Below are 19,836 nucleotides of genomic sequence, written 5' to 3'. Positions count from 1 at the left end.
CTCGCACTTCCGCTCCAATCAACCTTAAATAGTTTCGTTTTAAAAACAACAATCTTTACGAAAAGAGCCTTATTTTATAAAGTAGAAAAAGGCTGGCTCTTGATTCTGGTGAAGATATAGGTATTGTAGCTTTAAGTTATGGTGCAATTACAAAAACCATAATTTGGTGTTTTTAAATTCAAGATATTCCTGTAAGCAAGGAGATACACATGAAAACTATTGAGGTTAAGAAAACAAAAGAGCTCGGAGTGGGTTCACTTTCTTTCGCCCTATGTTTAATCGGAATATTATTTACCTTTCGATTTGGAAATAAATTTTGTATTGGAGATAGTATTCTAAATAATATCGGACTGAGCGCATGGTCAAATGGAGAAACAGGCATTCATTATACAATGATCTATTCAGCTATATTTTTCATCCCTTCTTTTATTATTGGTCATATTCATCCCGATAATAGAGGAGCAAAAGCAGGGGAGATTATATCAGGGTTCCTATCAGTTCTTATCATACTATTACTCATAACAACTATTATCTCTTTTTTGTAAAATGAGCTTATTGAGGACTGTTTATTCCACATAGGAATAAGGTCAAATTAAAGGGTATGAGCCCAGTTGAACACCGAACCCATACCCTACCCGCGGAACTTTTTGTGTACACTTCAATTGGCTTTTCATTTCATTGGTCACTCAACATATCCATTTACAAAAAATCCAATCGTTTCGATCTCATCTTCAGTTAAATCCCGTTTTAACCCTTTAGCCAATTCCTGCTCCATTAATGCTCGATTTCCCCGATGGTCGACGACGGTTTTGGCACATTCCTTCATTAGTTTAAGCTCCGCCTCCATTTCCAGTCTCGTGCAGGGCAGATCATGATGGGAGAGTATATATGTATCGGCATCATAGGCTTCAATTTTCTTAACGAGCAGCGAGGCCTTTTCAGCCGTATAATTCCATTTTTCGGCATAAAGATTGGCATAAAAGCAGTCTCCCAGAAATAATGTTTTTTCCTCTGGAACATATATGATGCAGGAGTCTTTGGCATGATCGCCGCCAACATGTTCGATTACACATGTTACATTGCCGAGATCGATTGTCACCTTTTTTTCAAAGATAATATCGGGCAGGGGCAGGGAAATATTTCTATTTGTCCCATGTTCCAATTTAATTGCATCGGCGCAAAAGGGTATCTCCGTCCCTTCTTCGACCCGTTGATCAAGGGCCTGATCTTCCCATGAAAGCTGCTGCATATCTTTAATATTGTTGTATGTTTTTTCATGACAAATGACCGGAATCCCGATATTCTCCAGTCCGAATACATGGTCCCAGTGGGAATGGGTAAGTACAAGGAAATTCCCGTTTAGATCATTCCGTAGCAATTCGTCCTTAAAGAGCTGTGCATGCTGGACGGAGTTACCGGCATCGATGATGAGCGTTTTCTTGGTTCCGGAAACGGCAGCAAGTACCGGCCGATCCGTTTCCTGGACTGGAGGCAGGTAGACGATATGTTTCGATAGATGCTGTAAGGTTTGCATGTTTCGTTCTCCTTCGGATAATGGATGATATCTCCAAGATTGTTTAGCTTTCCTCAATTATAGCAAATTGCACATTTGTTAATTAGTCAATGATCCATTTTAAACGGATTTCCTCCGTAAAAAGACAACAATCGCTGAGATTGCTGTCTTTTGGTCATCATTCAAATGAACCTCTTCCAATATACCGTTATTTTCGAAAGGGCATTTAAAAAGGTCGCTTTAAAGAAAGATTTTTCCTTTTTCTGATCTTCAGGTAGTTCTATATATCTTTTATTTTCCGCGACGAGTGTACTACCCGAGATTTTTGACTCGATGGCCCCTATCAATTGCGTTGCAAAATTTTCACTATCAATTATCACCATCGATTCTGTATTTAAAAAGGCAGATCGCGAATCCAGATTGAAGGAACCGACTGCACTTAATCGCTGATCATATACAGCCGATTTACCATGCAATGAATAAAGCTTTGAATATTCATATAGCTTTGCCCCTGTCTCGACGATACTATCCCTAAGTGCTAAGTAACCGGAAAAAGCGATCACATTCGGGGTTGATGTCACCGAGTTGGTAAGTATGGTCCAATCAGCTTTTGAATTCATATTCTTTGGTACATATTCCTTCATGGGACCCGTAGGAACAATATAGGGACTCTGGATAAATACCGATTTATTGGCGTTCGCAGCAATATCCACTAGAGATCTCCACACAAAAGGGTGTTTATTGAAACGTTCGATTGGATTATAAATGAAGGACACTTTTTTTGTAGGTGTTGTAGACTTACTCCAATCGATGGCCGGATTAACGAAATCGGCATTAGTTTGCATAGCTTTGCTGTATTGATTTAATAATGTATCTCTGACGCGTTTTCCTTGTGCCTTTTGCCTTTTCGAAAGATCCGCAAAGACTTTGCTTGTATACGGATGAGTCCATAATTCATGTATATAAGCCTTCATTTCAACGATTACACTATCTTTCTCCTGTTCAGCATTGAAAATGAGTACATCCCGGTCATAGACATAATTCTTGGGCGCGTTTTTTGCTAAATACTTATCGGCGATATTCCTGCCTCCGATGATGCCTAACTTTCCATCTGTAGTGATCATCTTGTCATGGAGGCGGTTATGCCAGGTCCAGGGCTTAAATGGCTTAAAGGTTTCGTAGTACCTTAATTCAATGTTTTCATGCGATGCCAGTGCATAACGGACACCGCTTAATTGACCTCTAAGTCCATGAGAAATTCCATCCAGAAGGATTCTAACCTTAACACCGCGGTCAGCAGCTTCGAACAAGGCTCCAAGAATAAGTTCACATGATTTTCCTTTTCCAAAAGCGTAGTAGGCAATATCGATTGAGTGCTGTGCTTCCTGGATCATTCGCATGCGGGCGAGTCCCGATTCATAACCATCTTCGAGAAGCAGGACACGATCCACGGTGGAATCCTTCTCTCCCAAATATGCACTTATATGTTTAATCGGCCTATCTTCTTCTTTTTCCTTGAGGAAGTAGAAAAGGACCACTGCCGTCACCACTACATACAGGAAATATAATAGAAGAACGAGCAGAAATCCTTTGATCATCGTTTGTGCAATCATGGCACTCTCCCCCTTTACCCGATATTTTATTACTATTCGTAATAAGCACGGACTCTATTCAACATCTTCAAGCTTAAATAAATCCTCCAAAGAATAAGCCCTCTGGCTTGTTAGCCAGAGGGCTTATTTCATTTCCTAGAGTGACCATTTTACCTATCTTAAAACTGAAAGGATGATCCTGGGTGGAACTTGGAGCATTTATTTTCCTTTTAAATGTGACAAAGTGGTGAACATGTTAGCAGCTGCATACTATTATATAGAAGGAGGGATTTTATGCTTAAACAACCTGATGGAATAAGCATCTTCAATTACTGTTTTGCCTTAGGTGTGTCAGAGGTATTCTTTTTATCCAGCTTTTATCTTTCCATTCTTGACGTTTCATTATTTGCTATTGCCTTACCATTTTCCGCTTTATTTCTAATATTCTCCTTGTACCTGTTCCTCCGAACGCACAAATCCGTAAAGAATTTACCCAATCATGAAGAACGAAGAAGGGAAATTCATGCGTTCTATCATCAGTCTTTCGGGATTTTCACGATCATTTTTTCCGTCCTACTTTTTACTGCTTTAGCCTATATTCCCTTACTGGGAAACGGAGGGCATTTCTATCTTCTTTATTGTGTACCGATGGCATTACTTTGTTTAATTCCTTCGATTATATCTTATAAAGGAATGAAATTATTCAAACTGGAAACTGACAGGAATTTAACGAAAATCTAAACTGATTATACATGGCCCCAAAGTGGATTTGCTTGGATCCATAAGCTTTAGGGGTTTTTTTATGATTCCATCGCTCGGAAATGTAGTGTCAGCTTATTTGTATAAATCATCATCTTGATAGAACATCAAGAAATGAATTCTCCATCATTGAATCTTCGTTATGCTCTTTCCATGTTTTTTAGTTGAATGTATAGGTAAAATGAGGATATAATAAAGATAACTAACATATATAAAAAAAAGACACTGGTTAAACCAGCGTCTTAATGAACAGCAAACTGCATAAAGAGCAGCGGCTTTCTGTGGTAAGTCAGTAGCTACTCAATCATGAAAGTAACCCTTTTCCTACATACATCTGGCCGGATGGTATGGAGGGGGTTACTTTTTTAATGTAACCGCGATTACTGCGACGATTAAAGAGGCGAATGAAATCATTAGCATCAGTCCGTCCATAATAGAAATCACCAGCGACACCCCCTTTCTGAAAAGGAGTGACCGCTGCCCACTATACCAAATTGCTGTTCATTTCTTATTATATCTGTATTTACTTGTTATTTATAGCAAAATATAGATGCATAAAAATTCTCCCACTTAAAGTGGGAGAATTTTTTGCATGAATATCCCTTTATTCTTCCACTACACGGCCATCTTTATAAATGTGGAACCACCCAATCGTTCCTGAGCCGCCTTGATCCATCCAATCTTTATTTGCTGCTTTATATTTGTAATATGATTTTCTTTTGCCATCTTTCAGCAACCTGCCATCACCGCTGAAAACGATATTGTTACCCAGCTTTTTTTTACCTAACGCGATCGCGTCTTTCTCTGTAAACTGTTTTCTTTCTACTTTATTTTCGTCTAAAGCTGCCCATGTCAACGGGCCAACGATACCATCCGAGGCCAAATTATGATCCACCTGAAACTCTCTTACGACATTTTGTGTTTGGGTACCAAAAATCCCATCAACGCCTACAATATATTTAACATCTTTAAGGCTTTGCTGTAGATCTCTTACATAACTAGAACGGGAGCCTTTCCGGAGGGTCGGGCGCGTTTCCGCTTTCGTTTCGATTTTCTCGGTTTGATTGTCTTTTGATGCTGCGTGGGTAATTGAAGTTCCCGTTCCTAGAGGGGCCATCATCAATGCAACGGCTGGAAAAATGACCAATAATTTTTTCTTCAACGTCATATAACCTCCATTCAAATATACATTCCTGCAGAATCTGACTTTCTTTCCTTTGGAGCCCATTCATTATAACGTAAGAGGTCATTCAATTAACGTTTTATTACTTTAATTATAAAAAATGGTAAATAATATCCACGGTGTGCATTTCAAAAAGTCAGCATATGATGGAAACCCCGATTCTTGAATAAAACCAAAATAATCCCCTAAAGGAAATTATTCAGACTGTAGACAAACTCGATGAAAATCGAGTTTGTCAATTTTTATGGCTTGTACAATTTGGCCGTTGATTTCCACTCCAGGCACTCGCTTTCCGCGGGCGGTCGGGGAGCCTCCTCGGCTTTCGCCTGCGAGGTCTCCCCTAGACGCGCTTTTCCCGCAGGAGTCTCGAACACCCGCTCCAATCAACTTTGTCTTGCCTTTTAGATGGAACACTTTTGCCTACAATCTTTTTTGTTTTAAAATAGGAGTATTAAAACTTGAGGTGATGACGATGCTTTCGAAACATAATTCTATTCAGCGAGATCAACTTGAAATGATTACTTTTTACCTAGTCATGATTGTACTTGCTTACTTCCCTTTTTTTCATTGATGGCTTTTTGATCAATTTTTGTATAGATGCGTTCCACTTCAATTTTGTCATGCAGCAGAAGTTCGCGGTTTTCTTTTAGCAGTTCATCATAAGATTTCTTTCTCCTAGACATTTTTTAATTCACCTCTCAAGTGATTGAATTCCTTTTGCAGGACAACAATCGGAAGCTCGTATAGTTGTTTATTATATTTTTTAAAAATCCCGAATTTCAGAAGTTCTTGTATAAGTTCCTCTTTTTTTGTTTCTCCCTTTGTACTTAATTGGGTAATCATCAAGGACCCTCCTTAACAAAAATGCTGACTTTTGGTATTTGGGGTTGCCTAGCATCCCACATGAAGAATCTCCTATTCTACCTATTGCTTCCCCATATAAGGGCATGCTCTCAAAGTCTTCACATTTCCTTAATTGTTCGTATGTAGGACTTTCCTGGTGCATTTTCAATACTCGATCAAATACACCAAATCCACATTGTTATTACCTAATTCACTATAGTTGAAAACGATTCTCAGAGTCAATTATATACCTCTGTTAATTATATGAAGGATGATCATCAGGAACGGATATTTCCATAAAAAGGTAAGTCCTTCCCTATATCTGTAATGCGCCTGGAACTTTAATATTCATGCTTCAAAAAAAAAGCCCGTTTTTACTCATTAAGAGTAAACAGGCTTTTTGTAAGTCTACTATCCCAAACATGTACTAGCTTGAACTGCTTTTCTTTATGAATATCTTAAATCTTTGTATTAATAAAATTTCACAATATCTTCAAATGGCAGGAACGTCTTTTCTCCTGGTTGTTCATTGGGCTCACCAAATGGCATTTGAGCTATCAATGACCATTCCCCTGGAATATCCCAAGTTTTCTTCACTTCTTCATCAATGATCGGATTATAGTGTTGTATTGATGACCCAATGCCTTCCGCTGATAAAGTCATCCATATTGCATACTGCAACATAGCACTTCCTTGATGGGACCAATATGGAAACTGTTCTTTATATGATGGTGCTTTTTCTTGCATTTGCTTTATCGTTTCTTGATTTTCAAAGAATAGGATTGTGCCCACTCCATCACGAAATCCTTGTAATCGTTCGACAGTTGCCGCAAAGCTCTCTTCTGGAACGCGCGAACGAAGTGTTTCTTTTACGATATCCCAAAACTTTTCATGTTCGTCATTCATCACTACCACCACTCGTCCACTTTGCATATTAAATGAAGTTGGTGCATGTAAAGCGGTTTTTAAAACTTCATTAATTCTTTCTTTCGTAATATTTTCATTCTTTTTCACCTTACGGATCGAACGGCGATTGATGATTGCTTCTTTTAAATTTGTTGTAGTTGCTGACATTTTGATTCCTCCAAATTATGTTTAATTTAATAGGATAGATTGATATTTATTTAATAGCTCAGAACGTTATTAGCAATTCCCCTTACTATCGCATTGCAAGCCATCAAATTCATTCAGTTTATTTTTTGCTTCTTCCTTCTCTATGACTTGCGCTAACCTTTCTTTGCTAGCGAGTCCTTGGATCACTTCATCACCAATGATGAACGTTGGAACAGCCCTAATATCCGCTTCTTCATAGGCATGTTTTAGTGCTTCTTGATGCACTTCACGATACTTCCGTGACACTAACGCTTCTCTAAAAGCCCCCTCGGAAAGATCAACTTCACCTGCTAATTTTGTCAATACTTCAATATCTTCAATATTTTGTTCCTCTTGAAAAAATGCTGTAAAAACTCTGTCATGGAACTCATTACCTTTTCCGTGCTCCTTTGCAAACTGGCACCCTTCGAACGCCAAATGTGTATATGGGTGCGGAGAAACACGGGGTAGACGCATATCAATCCCTAGTTTTTTCGCAACAGGAAGAATATAGGAATCCCATGAGCTCAACTTATCAGGTTCTTTCCATGGATCAATTTTCGAATATGGACTAGGACGCAGTTCAAATGGCATCCACTCCACTTCTACATCTTTTTCCTTCACGATTTCGTCTAAAGGACCTTTGCCCAAAAAACAAAATGGACATATAAAATCAGAATACGCTTTAATTTTCACTGTCATATGATATTCCCTCACTTTTTATCATTAGCTCCCATTTGTAACCAAGTCAGTTACAATAGAGAGTAAAAAAATATGCTTTCTCTGAATATAGAATGCATTGGATTTAGTAGTACGTAATTGATTGCTGCTTGCGATTGTACTGTTATGTGTTCCACCCTGCTGTAATCATTTTAGTTACAGGTCGTATATAAGTCAAGCATTATTTTAAAAAAGCTTTAAATCGAAATGCAAGAAAAAAAGTTTGCAGAGGAAGTGAATCTTTCTCTACAAACTTTTTTATTAAGCACCCTTACATCTCAATGTGTTCGTTAACGAGTTCTCTCTTTTTCTTTCTCTGTTTTTTCGACTTTTTAAAGTATAGCAATTCGTATATACATGGAATGACGATGAGTGTGAGCAGTGTTGATACAGCTAACCCGCCAATGACAACGATTGCTAAGCTTTGTGAAACAAGACTTCCCGTTTCCGCCTTTTTATATAAAAGAGGCAGCATGGCGCAAATGGTTGCTACAGCCGTCATAATGATCGGACGGAATCTCGTAGCTGTCGCTTCAACGATCGCATCCCGGATAATCATTTTTTCTTCGTTTTGCTTGACTCGATCGAGAAGCACAATAGCGTTTGTCACCACAATTCCAATTAACATGAGCGCACCCAACAGTGCTGTAATATCCACTGGAATTCGACTGATTACCAATCCTAACACTGCTCCGATAGCAGCGAACGGCAATGAAAATAAAATGGCGATTGGTGCTTTAATTGATTTAAATGTTAAAACCATGATTAGAAAGACGATGCCTATAGATATTAACATCGTAAGGAACAAATCGGTAAAATCATCTGCTTGCTGGGCACTGGCTCCCCCAATATAAATGTCTACATCCTTCGGAATATCAAGACCCTTGGTCTCCTTGTCTCCAAATATCTCAAGATTAATTTTGCTTGCAATATCAGAAAGTTTGGCAGGATCGACCGTTGCCGTTAATTGAAGATACGTTTCTCCGTCTTTATGGAACTGGGTTGTTGCACTCTCCTCGCTCTTTAAAGAAGCAACTTTCGATACCGGGACTAAACCGCCATCTGTCATTATAGGTATATTCTTTAAATCCTTTGGTTTTTTAGGATCTAAGATTGGTTCAAGGACTACAGGTGTCTGCTTATCCGCAAGCGTGATATTGCCGATTGGGGTTTTATTAAGCATGATACCAAGTTGTTGACCTATTTGTTCTGTGTTGCCTTTAGCCGGATCTACCTTGAATGAATAAATGGTTTTCTTTTCGTCCTGGTTCGTTGTAACATCTTCAATCCCTTTAATATCTTGAATTTTTCCTTTGATCTTATTAGCTGTCAGCTCCAAATCTTCCGCACTGCTGCCAATTACATCTATCGTAATGTTCGTCTTTGAAGCCCCCATCATAAATGAAGATGCGGTGGTCGTAAGCTTCGCACCAGGATAGTTTTCTTTTTGCTTTTCGATTTCCTCCAAGATGGTATCTATGTTTGCTTTATCCTTCACTAAGAGACCGAATGTAGCTTCTGTAGGTGATGTGACTGCGCCGTATTGAGCACTTTCGGCAGAGTTTCCTAATTGCATGAACACATTATCCACATCACTCATATCCTGCATTTTCTCTTCGAGTTCTATCGCCTTTTCTTTTACTTTATCAAAGGGCTGATCATTTGGATAAGTCAACGTCACTGAGACATAGTCAGCTGAAGAATTGTCAATCGCCCCTTTTGGCATGGCAAAATATGTACCAATGGAACCGACAAACAACAGCAACGCAACAATCAGGACAACCCATTTATGGTTTAATGACCAAGTAACTAGCTTGGTAAAACGCTTAGCTGGTCGATGTTTTGGCAGCTTCGCTCTTTTCAGCAATCCCGCACTCATTAAAGGAACAACCGTTAATGCGACAATTAAAGAAGCCAGCAATGAATAAGTGACCGTTAAAGCGAAAGGAAGCAGAAACTCTTGAAGCCCTCCGTTCAATAAAGCTACAGGCAAGAAAACGGCTACAGTAGTAAGCGTTGAGGCTGTTATCGCCACTCCTACCTCTTTTATTGCCTCCATCACCAATTGGATGGAAATCTTCTCCTGCTGCATTTTCCGGAAAATATTTTCAATAACAACAATACTATCGTCCACTAAGCGCCCAATGGCTACAGCGACACCGCCTAGCGTTAAAATATTCAGCGTCACTCCCGACAATGACAGCAAGAATAACGTAAAGCCAAGAGATAGCGGTATGGACACGATTGTAATAAATGTAGACCGTATATTTCGTAAAAAGACCATGATCACAATGGTGGCGAATAGCGCACCAAGCAGCACTTCTTTTACCATCGTCTGAACAGAAGTCTCCACCATATCAGCTGTAGATAAATAGATGGTCGATTTCTGGTCACTATACTTTTCATTGATTTCTTTTGCTGTTTTTTCAACCTCTTTACTGATTGTGACAGCATTTGATTGGCTGTCCTTGATAATGCTAATATCAATGCTTTCTTTTCCATTGAAACGACTGATGAGATTACCATCTTTCGCTTCATCAACATTCGCTATCTCTCCAAGTGTGACATTTGGAGTGACCTTTAACGCTTTTAATTTTTCAATACTTGTTAAATCCCCGATAACCTTGATGTTACTAGCCTTCCCATCGATCACTTTTTCGCCTACGGCTAGAGCTGTATTCTGACCGTTAAGGACACTCATGACATCTTGGATCGAAACTTTCTTTTTAGCCAATTGTTCATTATCCACTTTGACTGAAAGAACAGATTGGGAAATTCCAAATGTCTGTACATCCGAAACTCCTTTAATATCTTTATACAGAGGCTCTAATTCCTTCTTCGCAAAGTCTATATTTTCAGCTGTTAATCCGTCCTTAAAAGTAACAGCTATAAATGAAATGGGAATCATTGATGTATTTAGCTGTGTAACAGTCGGTTTTGCCATGCTTTGTGGCAATGCTACATTGTCTAAAGCCTCTTTAACATCAAGTTTTGCTTGTTTCATATCCGATCCGGATTCAAAGAATAGATCTACTTTTGAAAACCCATCTCCCGTTGTGGAGTATATTGAGCTCTTTCCCTTAACTCCAGTGACTGCTCTTTCAATCGGATCTGTAACTTGTGTTTCCATCGTTTTCGAATCAGTGCCCTGTCCCATCGTGATAATCGTAACTTGTGGATTGTCAGCAGATGGTAAAAATTCCATCGGCAATTTAAAATAACTGACAACACCTATCAACAAAATAAATATGGTTACCAACGAAACGGCAGCCTTGTTCTTAAACGACCACTTAGTAAAAAATTCCACGTCCACATCTCCCCTGATTGTAAATTAAAGAAAATAATTCCATTTTTAATATTACCATATATTACTAAGGTAAGTGCGTAGAAATTATAACTTTTAACCTAGAATTTATGAGGTATGACAGGGCCTTTCGCTCCACATAAAAAAGGTTGCCGCAGCAACCTCAATTATCAAAACTTTATTACTTGTAACCTTTTAAAAAAAGCATAATGATCGCCAATATGATAAGACCGATAAATAATAAAGGTCCGATGCCTGAACTATACACGAAGTATACAGTGATATTGCGGAAAGCCATCACAACAAGGAATAGGAGTAACAGGATTCCTAAAATAATGATCAGAGCGGTATTTTTATTCCGATACAACGTAACCAGCCCCATTTTTAAAGCTTTATTTACACGAAAGCATGCCCCACAACATCATTCCGTTAAGAAACAATATGCCGCCACCATTTTGTACTATTCAGTATTTCGTTAAATACCTTTCAGTAGCGAGAAAATAAAAAAGGGTTGTACAATTTGAACGTTGATTGGAACGTAGGGCACTCGCTTTCCGCGGGCGGTCCGCCCTCGGCTTGCGCCTGCGGGGTCTCCCCTAGACACGCTTTTCCCGCAGGAGTCTCGAACACCCGCTCCAATCACTTTGTTTTAACATTTAGATGGAACCCCTTTTGCTAGAAGGATTAAAACTTGAGGACATAAGGATGCTTTTTAAACATGATTCTATTAAGCGAGATCATCCAGCGAACCATTTGGTTCGTAAAATGGAGGCCGCCATTGTGTTTGGGACAATTGTAACACTTGGAAATACGCATGATAGTCACATCTTAGAGCCACTTGTTGGACAAGTAATTGAAAAAGTTGGGAAACCAGAAGCTGCTGCTGCAGATGCAGCTTCTAAAACACCGGCGATTACAAGCTATCTATTTGGTCATAAAATAACACCGGCTTTACCGTATTCACGTCCTCGAACAAAGGAAGGATTCTTCTGCAAACATGACTATGTTTACGATGAACATTTTGATTGTTACCCTTGCCCATCGGACGAGATTTTAAAGTACTCACCAACGAATAAAGAGGGCTATCTCGAGTACAAATCACCAAAACACATTTGTGTGACCTGTCCATTTTTATCAAAGTGTACCGAAAGTAAGGACCTTGCCATGTCCAATTGGCCATCTTCTTTATATTCATGGCAGGGAATTTCAAAAGGGGTTCGGAATGTTTTAATTCCGAACCCTTTTGTCTACAAACTGAAAGGGTTGCCGCAGCAACCCTTTTTCCCGAAACTGTAAAAATGAACCTACAACTCTTGAAGTTCATTGACCGTTAAAAACGTATACCCTTCGTTCGTTAACTCTTGTATTATCCCTTCAATCGCTTGAAGTTCTTTACCCGTATCATCATACATCGGATGCATCAGGATGATCGAACCTGGTTTTATATTTTCCTTCACATACTTCACTTTATCAGAAGCTGAAGTGTAATAGCTATCTGGTTCCAGATTCCAGGTAATGGTTTCTCTATCATTTTTATTTAAGTAATATGGCAAGCCAACGATCTTTTTCCCATTTGGTGGCCGAACGTCAATTTCACCCTTATATCCGGAGTTTTGAATTAATTTATCCGTTTTCTCGATTTCCGCTTTGATATAGGAGGGCGATTTAAAAACCATTCGCCTATGGGAATACGTGTGATTCCCAATCTGGTGTCCGGCTTCCGCTATTTTCCCAGCTTCCTCTGGGTACTTTTCGATTTCGTTACCAATCAGGAAGAATGTAGCTTTTACATCGTATTTATCCAATAACGGCAGGATCTGATTTACATTCTTCGATGGACCATCATCAAAAGTCAAAGCAACCACTTTTTGATCCGTCTCTACCTTATCGGTTAATCCTCCGAATACCTGATATGTTCTCGAATTCATCAATTTATACGTACCCAGCAATAGGAGGAAAACAACCAGGATTCCCAACCCAATGAATCTCAGTTTCTTTCTCATGACTATGACCTATCTTTCTAAAAGTTTTTAAATTCATGACTTATTATAGCAAATCACTGAACGAAAAAACTTATTGCTCTCTTCCGAACGAGCCGTCCACATTCACTTTACATGGATCAATTCAAAACGCTCGCACACCAGCAGCATATCTTCTTTAAAGGTTTGGCCTATTTTGTCCAGTGCTTCTTTCAACCATTTTTCATGTGCATCCCACCAGTATGTATATGTTCGATCTCCTTCCCCTTCTGCAATCGCAAACTCTGCACTCACTTCATTCATCGGCAATACTTCGACCTTCACTGTTTGGATGATGGCTAAGGGCACATCCTCACTACTTAAAATAATGCTGTAATCACCCACGGATGGTAATGGTTCATTTTCCTCTTCATAAAAAACATAACCAGAGCAAATAGCCGTTTTTATCCCATCCATCACTAATTGAGCCAAATGATCGGGATCAGCCCCGAATTGCCACGCACTGACTGACTGAGGTTTTTCTTCACCTTTCCCTTGCCAAAATTCATTCCAATATAATTCCGCTTTAACATTCATTCTATGATCTCTCCATTCTATTTTGTCCTATTTAAAGGCTGAACCGCTGCTTTTAAGAGAAATGCAGAAATGATCAGGTCACGCATGATTCGCCTCTTCATGTTCTCAACTAAGTCCCCATTCTAAATCGCCTAATATCGGATTCACCAGTTTCATAATGTCATATGATACTTCAAACCCCTTGGAGTAACTGGATCAAAACAAAAATCCCCCTAAAAAACATGTTACATTACTTAGCTGTTATTACTAATGTTGTAACAACTTTTGATAAAAGAGTGACAAAAGGTAACTAGTGTATATGACAAGCGATTTGTGATACTCGGTTAGATCCATTCATGATGCGGCCTTAAGGTCAATCAGGAATGGGAGCTGACTAGGAAATTAAATCGATTAATAAGGGAGAAAAAAACATGAAAACGAAAACACGTAATTTAGGGCTTGCCTGTCTATTATTATCTGCCACCACTTTTACTGCTTGCACCGCAATTAACAATGTCCCAACCGAATCAGTAGACTCTCAAAAACCAGCAAAAAAGATAAGTACAAACGGCCCCCAAGATGCTAAAGAAGTAGAATCGTTCATGAATTCGGTGCTTGTCGATAAGATGGGGAAATACAATGTGAATGGCTCCAATTTTGTAGTTGTCAAAGATGGGAAGGTCCTGTTAAACAAAGGCTATGGTTATGCTGATAAGGATAAGAAAATACCAGTAGATAAAGATACCGTCTTTCAAATCGCTTCCGTTTCAAAGACCTTTACAGGCTTGGCAGCGATGCAGCTTGCTGATAAAGGCGCGATTGATCTGAACCATGATATTCATGAATATTTAGATGGCTTGAAAGTACCCAATAAAACAGGAACTCCACTGACTATGTTTAATTTGCTTACCTATACAAGTGGTGTAGATCTGCCTGATATTACTACGTATACCTCACCTGATTATATAAACCAGGAAATTCCGATGAAAGAGTTTCTTAAAGAGCATATGCCGACTGTAGTTCGAACACCTGGAGAATCGTATACCTATGATAATTTTGCCTTTTTATTGGCTGGCTATGCGATAGAAAACGTAAGCGGCCTTAGATTCGATCAATATATGGAAAAGAATATATTCAAGCCATTGGAAATGAGCTCGACAAGTACCCGTTTCACCCCTGAACTACTCGATAGGATGGCTGTACACTATGATGATAAAGGCACGCCACATCCAACTTCCGGTCATGCACCGACAGATGGGCCACAGGGCAGCATTCTTTCTACGGGAGATGATATGGCTAAGTATTTAACCATGTTTCAACAGCAAGGTGAATTTAAAGGAAAGGAAATTATCAGTGAAAAATCGTTAGAGCAAATGCAATCCTATCAGGTGTTTGCAGATAAGACTCTGCCCATGACAACTGTCGGAGGATTCGAAGGATTCTTCAACGATTTAATGAATGGTCACCATGTCATTCTAAAAGGCGGAAGCATGCCTGGACATCAATCGTTAATTGTATTATTGCCGAAGGGCAATACCGCCTTTTACATGTCGTATAACAATGATTCCATGATGAGTATAGAAGTATTTGAAGAGTTTATGGATCACTATTTCCCAGAAAAAAAGAAGCCAAAGAAATCCACTTACACGCCTTTAAGCAGTAAAGAAGCCGCTAAATATGTTGGATTATACCAGAACACCCGCTTCCATTTCTTAAAATACAGGTTGACCTATAAGAACGGTAGCTTGTTGCTGGAGGCAGGGCCCTCAGGCAAGCACACCTTGAAGATGGTTCATCCCCTGTTGTTTGAAGATGAAGCTGGAAATAAATTAGCGTTCAAGAAAGATCATCAGAATCGGATTAAATACTTCTATTACACAAGTTCAACAGGTCTGGATTTTATTGCCGATGCACAAAAAATGCCTTCTAAGAAGCCTTTCTCAGATGTACCGCATGACAGTTTGTATAAGACAAACATCGACAATCTGTATGCATTCGACATATTCAAGACTCAACCAGACAACCGCTTCCATCCGGAAGGTATCATGACACAGGGAGAGTTTGCAGATTTACTACTTCGTGCACATGGTTGGTTTGGTTTTCCCGATGATATTGAGACAAATAAAGCAAAAATGGTTTCCGGCATTCCTAATTTTAACCGCAAAACTGTCATTACAAGACAAACAGCAGCAGTCATGATTCAAAATCTAAAGCAAATCCAACCCGCTCCAAAGGTCAAAATAACTGGAAAAACCGATAAATGGGCGATTGAAGCTACTCAAGCGCTTGTATCACAAGGAATTATTGATCCCGATATTAAACCCAAGGCAGATGGGTCTATAGATTTCCGTTCAAAGCAGCCTTTACTTCGTCAAGAAGCTAGTGCATTGCTTGATAAGGCATTTGGTTACTATACACTGCCCCTCAAAATCAAGTAACCAAATGACCCCACAGAAATACTGTCAGCACCAAGTCATAAATGGACTCTCAATTAAGTAATCTGCCAAAAGCCATGAATATCAAATAGGTAAGCATGGCTTTTGATTTACCTTAACAATAACAAGAAAAACATGTAGCTCTCACAACCGTCAATTCATCTGTCATTCGCTTTTTTCACTTCTGTATTCATTTGTTCCCATTCACTTAAATACATACGTTTCATGATTTTTTTAGGATTTTCCAGTTTACTAATAAATTCCAAACTGTTGCCGTCTGGATCATTAAAGTGAATTTTAGCGTGCGCATATTCCCCATGAGGCATGACGAAAGGTTCAATTGGTTCAAATCCAAAAGCCTCTCTTGGCGAATAGCCTCTATCTTCAAGCCATACGACTGAGCTCTTTAAATCTTCCAATGATACTTCAAAAGCTATATGCCTGATGGAAGGATGATACTCAACCTCCACTTTTTCCGTTTCCCAAAGCCCCAACCAACTTTTATCCTTTTCAATCCACAGAAAAGCCAGGTTGTCTTCAACCTTATGATCCAACTGCAAACCAAGCCCTTCATAGAATTCAATGGAACGATTCAAATCACGAACCGGTAAATGTGCTTCATATAAACCTCTTATCATTCCATACACCCCTTTTTTCGTCAGATCGAAACCATCCTGATTCAATCCCTTTATCCAATTGTTCTACGGGGCAAATTCAATTTCACCCGTTACTAACAAAGTGATGACGATAACCCAAAATATAAAGAAAGACGAAGAAAAAACCAAAGAAATAATAGGAATCACTCTTTTCTCCGTTTTCTTCAAAATACCTATGATAGAAAGGACGATACCGGTAATCGTAAGGAAAAATGTTATATAATCATCAGCCAGGCTCCCGATATTTGCAACTCTAATAGGTGTAACAAAAACTATAAAAAAGCAAATAATTCCAATGATGAATGAAATAAAACTAATTACACCGTACCTCTTCTGAATAAATGCATCGTTTTCCATCAATCCACCCTTTCATGATCGTAATTTAAATAGTATTTCTCCATAAAAATTATTTCACAAATAATTTTAACATATAATGCCAATCGGTTGTTGTGCACAAAAAAGGTTGCCGCAGCAACCTTCCCGATGACAGGATAAAAAACGTTGAATTAAAGCTTCATTTTCATACCCTCATGAGTAGCTTTGAATCCTAAACGTTCATAAAAACGCAGCGTTTCTTCCCGCTTTTTATCTGTTGTCAGCTGAATGATATGGCACCCCCGCTCCTTTGCACGCTCAATCGCATATAGAATCAACTTGCTTCCTATTCCTTTCCCCCGCTCTGAAGATGCAGTCCGAACCCCTTCTATCGTAGCTCTCCAACCTCCTTGATGGGTAATATAAGGAATGAACGTGATTTGCTGCACCCCAACGATATCCTCACCAAGACATGCTACGATCAATTCATTATTCTCATCGGAATCAATGGATTCAAAGGCTTTTCGATAGCTTTCAGGAAGGGGATTTTCATAGCGTTCCCTTTCCCTCCCCAATACATCATCCGCCAGCATCTGTACTATTTCACTTAAGTCTTTTATTGTCGCATTCCTGAATGTGACCATACTATCCCTCCTGATACGTCACCTTTTTCATGATGAAAAGTAATCCAGTTTCATCTAATACTTCTGCTAATCATTCTACGTTCCTCTTTTCCTTCCAAAATATTTTCCATCCCGCCAATTTGGGGGAAAAATAATGATAGTGATTCTATCGAAATCCTTTCTATCAACATCTAAAATTTAGACGGCCAAAAAAGGACAAACTCCCTCTTTTATAAGGGAGTCCGTCTTAGAAAATCATTATTAGGTAATTGGCGCTGGATTAAAACCGGTAAACGTCGTTTATAAAATAAACCATACATTTAAAGATGCCAGGCAGTAATAAGAGGGCTGCATCGGCAACCCTCCCTCAAATGCTATTTGGATGCACTTTAACCATTGACAGATTAAAGAGCCTATTTATTTAATAATTATTTTGGAAGTTCATGAAATAAGAAAACTCTTCACGGCAGCTAAGAAGGCTGGTAAATTATCTTCATGCACAAAATGCCCGGCATCCTCTATCGTCACCAATTCGCAATTAGGAATAAGCTCGGAAACTTCCTGCAATTTGTTTTGGGGAATATGACTCGACCCACCGCCTACAACAAGAGTTGGCATGATAATGTCCGTAAGACGCGCCCACCATTCGGGATTGGGTTCATTCAGTTGCCTTAGAATCGAAGGCACAACCTGCCAATCAAACGGCAGAGGGCCAGAAGGTTTGGAAGGTACTTCGATTGGTCTATCCGAAAAAGGAGGAGGAGTGTCTTCGACAATCAACCTTTCAATCCTCGATGGAAATGCTTGTGAGAAAAGATAGGAAACTGTTCCCCCCATGGAATGCCCTATTAGCGAAAACCTTCCCAAATTCATAGCATTCGCAAAATGAAGCAAATCATTGCACATCAATTCAAAACTATATGTATTAGTTCTCGCACTCCCACCGTGGCCTCGTTGATCTAATGCTAATACGCGATAATTTTCCCCCAATACTGCAGCCGCCTGATCCCATGAACCTGCACTTTTCCCCAGCGCATGAAGGGCAACAAGCGGTGGTGCAGAAGGTTCCCCACTCTCGCGATATTGAAAAGTGAGTCCATTCAAATCAATTTGATTAACCCGTATTTCCATCTCCATTCATCTCCTAGGATGGGATTCATAAACCCACCTATATAATTTCGATGCCTATTTTAAAAACCTCCTGAAATTTTATGTCCGCTCATATCAAATTATACTTTTTACGGAAGCAATCGCCTTTATCGTGGTTATTTCGGCCTTCAACCCTTTTATTCCTTCTTTTACCGATTATTTCGGCGTTCAGCCCATCACTCGTCCTTCAGCCTAGCGGAGTTGACGGCGGAGAAATAATCCATGACAAATAAACGAAATTGCTTGGCTACCGGGGTGAAGTAGCGTTTTTCTGACCAGCCAAGCCCTATGGTTCTTTGACAGGCAGGTTCGGTTATCCTGATTTTATGGGATAATGATCCGGTTTGGTGGAGCCATGTCAATTCGGATACGAAGGCAATGCCCAACCCTTTCCTGACAAGGTCCGAGATGACAGCAGGTTCATCGCCTTCGAATGCGATGTGCTGGACAAATCCTGCTTCGAGGCAAAATTGGTCGGTTAGGCTGCGGAATCCGAAGCCTGTGTTCATACTGATGAATGGTTCATCTTTCACTTCATGAAGTTGGATGCTTTCCCTGCCAGCCAGCCGGTGATTGGGAGGCACGATCAGATATATTTCTTCGGTGATCAGCGGTTCCCACTTTAGGTCGGGGCCTTCTATCGGAACGGATGATATGCAATAATCGATTTCCCCTTCAATTAGAAGCTGTTTCATGGATGATATGGATTTTAGGAATTGTTGAAAACGTACATCCGGATATTTAGATAAAAATGTGCCCAATAAATCAGGCAGGACCCTAGGGATGGTAACGGCCAAGGTGATGTTCTTTTGGTCTTGATCTGTTAATTCCACAATTTCGCGCCTTCCCTCATTCAGTTCCGCAAAAGCCCGTTCGACCCTGTTCAAGAATATTCGTCCGGCTGCATTGAGCTTGATTTTCCGGTGTTCCCTATCGAATAGCGGGACTCCCAAATCCTCTTCAAGCCGGGATATGGTTTTACTGAGCGACGGCTGAGCAATCTTAAGTTGTTCCGCAGCCTTCGTCATATGTTCAAGTCGTGCTACTGTTTGAAAGTACTGCAGCTGTAATATTTCCATTTCTCCACTCTTTTCACATAGATTTAAATCTATTATTAC

At 39.5% G+C, this 19,836-nt stretch carries 19 protein-coding genes and 1 pseudogene; 4 read left to right on the top strand and 16 right to left on the bottom strand.

Annotated elements, in window-relative coordinates; all coding sequences use genetic code 11:
* Window positions 1-209 precede the first annotated feature (209 nt).
* Complete coding sequence (locus ACFX4X_RS15855) at window positions 210-545, top strand: hypothetical protein (RefSeq protein WP_377384710.1); 336 nt, start codon at window positions 210-212, stop codon at window positions 543-545.
* A 137-nt stretch (window positions 546-682) separates the two neighbouring features.
* Here the strand turns inward: ACFX4X_RS15855 and ACFX4X_RS15850 are convergent, their stop codons facing one another.
* Together ACFX4X_RS15850 and ACFX4X_RS15845 are read right to left on the bottom strand one after the other, a co-directional pair.
* Entirely contained in the window at window positions 683-1,534 is an 852-nt protein-coding gene (locus ACFX4X_RS15850) for an MBL fold metallo-hydrolase (protein WP_377384708.1), read from the bottom strand.
* A 161-nt stretch (window positions 1,535-1,695) separates the two neighbouring features.
* Window positions 1,696-3,126, bottom strand: a complete 1,431-nt coding sequence (locus ACFX4X_RS15845; protein WP_377384706.1) for a phospholipase D-like domain-containing protein — start codon at window positions 3,124-3,126, stop codon at window positions 1,696-1,698.
* A gap of 273 nt (window positions 3,127-3,399) precedes the next feature.
* Between ACFX4X_RS15845 and ACFX4X_RS15840 the strand changes: the two genes are divergently transcribed.
* Complete coding sequence (locus ACFX4X_RS15840; protein ID WP_377384704.1) at window positions 3,400-3,846, top strand: hypothetical protein; 447 nt, start codon at window positions 3,400-3,402, stop codon at window positions 3,844-3,846.
* Between the two features lie 622 nt (window positions 3,847-4,468).
* Here the strand turns inward: ACFX4X_RS15840 and ACFX4X_RS15835 are convergent.
* From ACFX4X_RS15835 to ACFX4X_RS15805, 7 genes are all read right to left on the bottom strand, one after another.
* Window positions 4,469-5,032, bottom strand: coding sequence for a peptidoglycan-binding domain-containing protein (locus ACFX4X_RS15835; protein WP_375166207.1), 564 nt, complete (start codon window positions 5,030-5,032; stop codon window positions 4,469-4,471).
* Window positions 5,033-5,580: 548 nt separating this feature from the next.
* Entirely contained in the window at window positions 5,581-5,730 is a 150-nt protein-coding gene (locus tag ACFX4X_RS15830; protein ID WP_377384702.1) for an FbpB family small basic protein, read from the bottom strand.
* Window positions 5,723-5,890: a Fur-regulated basic protein FbpA gene (locus ACFX4X_RS15825; RefSeq protein ID WP_377384700.1), complete on the bottom strand. Its 168-nt coding sequence runs from the start codon at window positions 5,888-5,890 to the stop codon at window positions 5,723-5,725. Before ACFX4X_RS15825 ends, ACFX4X_RS15830 begins: the two co-directional genes overlap by 8 nt.
* 471 nt (window positions 5,891-6,361) lie before the next feature.
* Window positions 6,362-6,964 (bottom strand): nitroreductase family protein, encoded by a 603-nt coding sequence (locus ACFX4X_RS15820; RefSeq protein ID WP_377384698.1) that lies wholly within the window; start codon window positions 6,962-6,964, stop codon window positions 6,362-6,364.
* Window positions 6,965-7,033: 69 nt separating this feature from the next.
* Window positions 7,034-7,684 (bottom strand): DsbA family oxidoreductase, encoded by a 651-nt coding sequence (locus ACFX4X_RS15815; RefSeq protein WP_284469868.1) that lies wholly within the window; start codon window positions 7,682-7,684, stop codon window positions 7,034-7,036.
* A 289-nt stretch (window positions 7,685-7,973) separates the two neighbouring features.
* The gene (locus tag ACFX4X_RS15810) at window positions 7,974-11,009 is read right to left on the bottom strand and encodes an efflux RND transporter permease subunit (protein WP_377384696.1); all 3,036 of its coding nucleotides are present in this window, start codon (window positions 11,007-11,009) and stop codon (window positions 7,974-7,976) included.
* A 178-nt stretch (window positions 11,010-11,187) separates the two neighbouring features.
* Window positions 11,188-11,373, bottom strand: coding sequence for a hypothetical protein (locus tag ACFX4X_RS15805; protein WP_125160356.1), 186 nt, complete (start codon window positions 11,371-11,373; stop codon window positions 11,188-11,190).
* A 401-nt stretch (window positions 11,374-11,774) separates the two neighbouring features.
* Between ACFX4X_RS15805 and ACFX4X_RS15800 the strand changes: the two are divergent.
* A pseudogene (locus ACFX4X_RS15800) lies at window positions 11,775-12,161 on the top strand (IS5/IS1182 family transposase); the annotation flags it as partial.
* 149 nt (window positions 12,162-12,310) lie between these two features.
* Here the strand turns inward: ACFX4X_RS15800 and ACFX4X_RS15795 are convergent.
* Window positions 12,311-13,009 carry a polysaccharide deacetylase family protein gene (locus tag ACFX4X_RS15795; RefSeq protein WP_377384694.1) on the bottom strand — a complete coding sequence of 233 codons (699 nt, stop codon included), beginning with the start codon at window positions 13,007-13,009 and terminating at the stop codon, window positions 12,311-12,313.
* A 102-nt stretch (window positions 13,010-13,111) separates the two neighbouring features.
* Entirely contained in the window at window positions 13,112-13,561 is a 450-nt protein-coding gene (locus ACFX4X_RS15790; RefSeq protein WP_377384692.1) for an ASCH domain-containing protein, read from the bottom strand.
* Window positions 13,562-13,971: 410 nt separating this feature from the next.
* On the opposite strand from ACFX4X_RS15790, the gene ACFX4X_RS15785 reads away from it, so the two are divergent.
* The gene (locus tag ACFX4X_RS15785) at window positions 13,972-15,978 is read left to right on the top strand and encodes a serine hydrolase domain-containing protein (protein WP_377384690.1); all 2,007 of its coding nucleotides are present in this window, start codon (window positions 13,972-13,974) and stop codon (window positions 15,976-15,978) included.
* A gap of 155 nt (window positions 15,979-16,133) precedes the next feature.
* Here ACFX4X_RS15785 and ACFX4X_RS15780 read toward each other — a convergent pair whose 3' ends face one another.
* The 5 genes from ACFX4X_RS15780 to ACFX4X_RS15760 all read right to left on the bottom strand — a co-directional run bounded on the left by ACFX4X_RS15780 (window position 16,134) and on the right by ACFX4X_RS15760 (window position 19,797).
* Complete coding sequence (locus ACFX4X_RS15780) at window positions 16,134-16,613, bottom strand: VOC family protein (RefSeq protein WP_377384688.1); 480 nt, start codon at window positions 16,611-16,613, stop codon at window positions 16,134-16,136.
* A 63-nt stretch (window positions 16,614-16,676) separates the two neighbouring features.
* Window positions 16,677-16,988, bottom strand: a complete 312-nt coding sequence (locus ACFX4X_RS15775; protein ID WP_377384686.1) for a hypothetical protein — start codon at window positions 16,986-16,988, stop codon at window positions 16,677-16,679.
* 149 nt (window positions 16,989-17,137) lie between these two features.
* Window positions 17,138-17,590, bottom strand: coding sequence for a GNAT family N-acetyltransferase (locus ACFX4X_RS15770; RefSeq protein WP_377384684.1), 453 nt, complete (start codon window positions 17,588-17,590; stop codon window positions 17,138-17,140).
* A gap of 420 nt (window positions 17,591-18,010) precedes the next feature.
* Window positions 18,011-18,700, bottom strand: a complete 690-nt coding sequence (locus ACFX4X_RS15765; RefSeq protein WP_089364086.1) for an alpha/beta fold hydrolase — start codon at window positions 18,698-18,700, stop codon at window positions 18,011-18,013.
* A gap of 194 nt (window positions 18,701-18,894) precedes the next feature.
* Entirely contained in the window at window positions 18,895-19,797 is a 903-nt protein-coding gene (locus ACFX4X_RS15760) for a LysR family transcriptional regulator (RefSeq protein ID WP_377384682.1), read from the bottom strand.
* Between the last annotated feature and the right edge of the window lie 39 nt (window positions 19,798-19,836).

The organism is Peribacillus sp. YIM B13481, assembly GCF_042787985.1.
Lineage (GTDB): Bacteria > Bacillota > Bacilli > Bacillales > DSM-1321 > Peribacillus > Peribacillus simplex_A.
The sequence above is the reverse complement of the archived record's forward strand: the minus strand, read 5'-3'. Positions and strand labels throughout refer to the sequence as shown.

Excerpts from the sequence above, each read along its gene's own strand:
- ACFX4X_RS15855 (WP_377384710.1), top strand. The coding sequence starts at position 210 with ATGAAAACTATTGAGGTTAAGAAAACAAAAGAGCTCGGAGTGGGTTCA.
- ACFX4X_RS15850 (WP_377384708.1), bottom strand. The coding sequence starts at position 1,534 with ATGCAAACCTTACAGCATCTATCGAAACATATCGTCTACCTGCCTCCA.
- ACFX4X_RS15845 (WP_377384706.1), bottom strand. The coding sequence starts at position 3,126 with ATGATTGCACAAACGATGATCAAAGGATTTCTGCTCGTTCTTCTATTA.
- ACFX4X_RS15840 (WP_377384704.1), top strand. The coding sequence starts at position 3,400 with ATGCTTAAACAACCTGATGGAATAAGCATCTTCAATTACTGTTTTGCC.
- ACFX4X_RS15835 (WP_375166207.1), bottom strand. The coding sequence starts at position 5,032 with ATGACGTTGAAGAAAAAATTATTGGTCATTTTTCCAGCCGTTGCATTG.
- ACFX4X_RS15830 (WP_377384702.1), bottom strand. The coding sequence starts at position 5,730 with ATGTCTAGGAGAAAGAAATCTTATGATGAACTGCTAAAAGAAAACCGC.
- ACFX4X_RS15825 (WP_377384700.1), bottom strand. The coding sequence starts at position 5,890 with ATGATTACCCAATTAAGTACAAAGGGAGAAACAAAAAAAGAGGAACTT.
- ACFX4X_RS15820 (WP_377384698.1), bottom strand. The coding sequence starts at position 6,964 with ATGTCAGCAACTACAACAAATTTAAAAGAAGCAATCATCAATCGCCGT.
- ACFX4X_RS15815 (WP_284469868.1), bottom strand. The coding sequence starts at position 7,684 with ATGACAGTGAAAATTAAAGCGTATTCTGATTTTATATGTCCATTTTGT.
- ACFX4X_RS15795 (WP_377384694.1), bottom strand. The coding sequence starts at position 13,009 with ATGAGAAAGAAACTGAGATTCATTGGGTTGGGAATCCTGGTTGTTTTC.
- ACFX4X_RS15790 (WP_377384692.1), bottom strand. The coding sequence starts at position 13,561 with ATGAATGTTAAAGCGGAATTATATTGGAATGAATTTTGGCAAGGGAAA.
- ACFX4X_RS15785 (WP_377384690.1), top strand. The coding sequence starts at position 13,972 with ATGAAAACGAAAACACGTAATTTAGGGCTTGCCTGTCTATTATTATCT.
- ACFX4X_RS15780 (WP_377384688.1), bottom strand. The coding sequence starts at position 16,613 with ATGATAAGAGGTTTATATGAAGCACATTTACCGGTTCGTGATTTGAAT.
- ACFX4X_RS15775 (WP_377384686.1), bottom strand. The coding sequence starts at position 16,988 with ATGGAAAACGATGCATTTATTCAGAAGAGGTACGGTGTAATTAGTTTT.
- ACFX4X_RS15770 (WP_377384684.1), bottom strand. The coding sequence starts at position 17,590 with ATGGTCACATTCAGGAATGCGACAATAAAAGACTTAAGTGAAATAGTA.
- ACFX4X_RS15765 (WP_089364086.1), bottom strand. The coding sequence starts at position 18,700 with ATGGAAATACGGGTTAATCAAATTGATTTGAATGGACTCACTTTTCAA.
- ACFX4X_RS15760 (WP_377384682.1), bottom strand. The coding sequence starts at position 19,797 with ATGGAAATATTACAGCTGCAGTACTTTCAAACAGTAGCACGACTTGAA.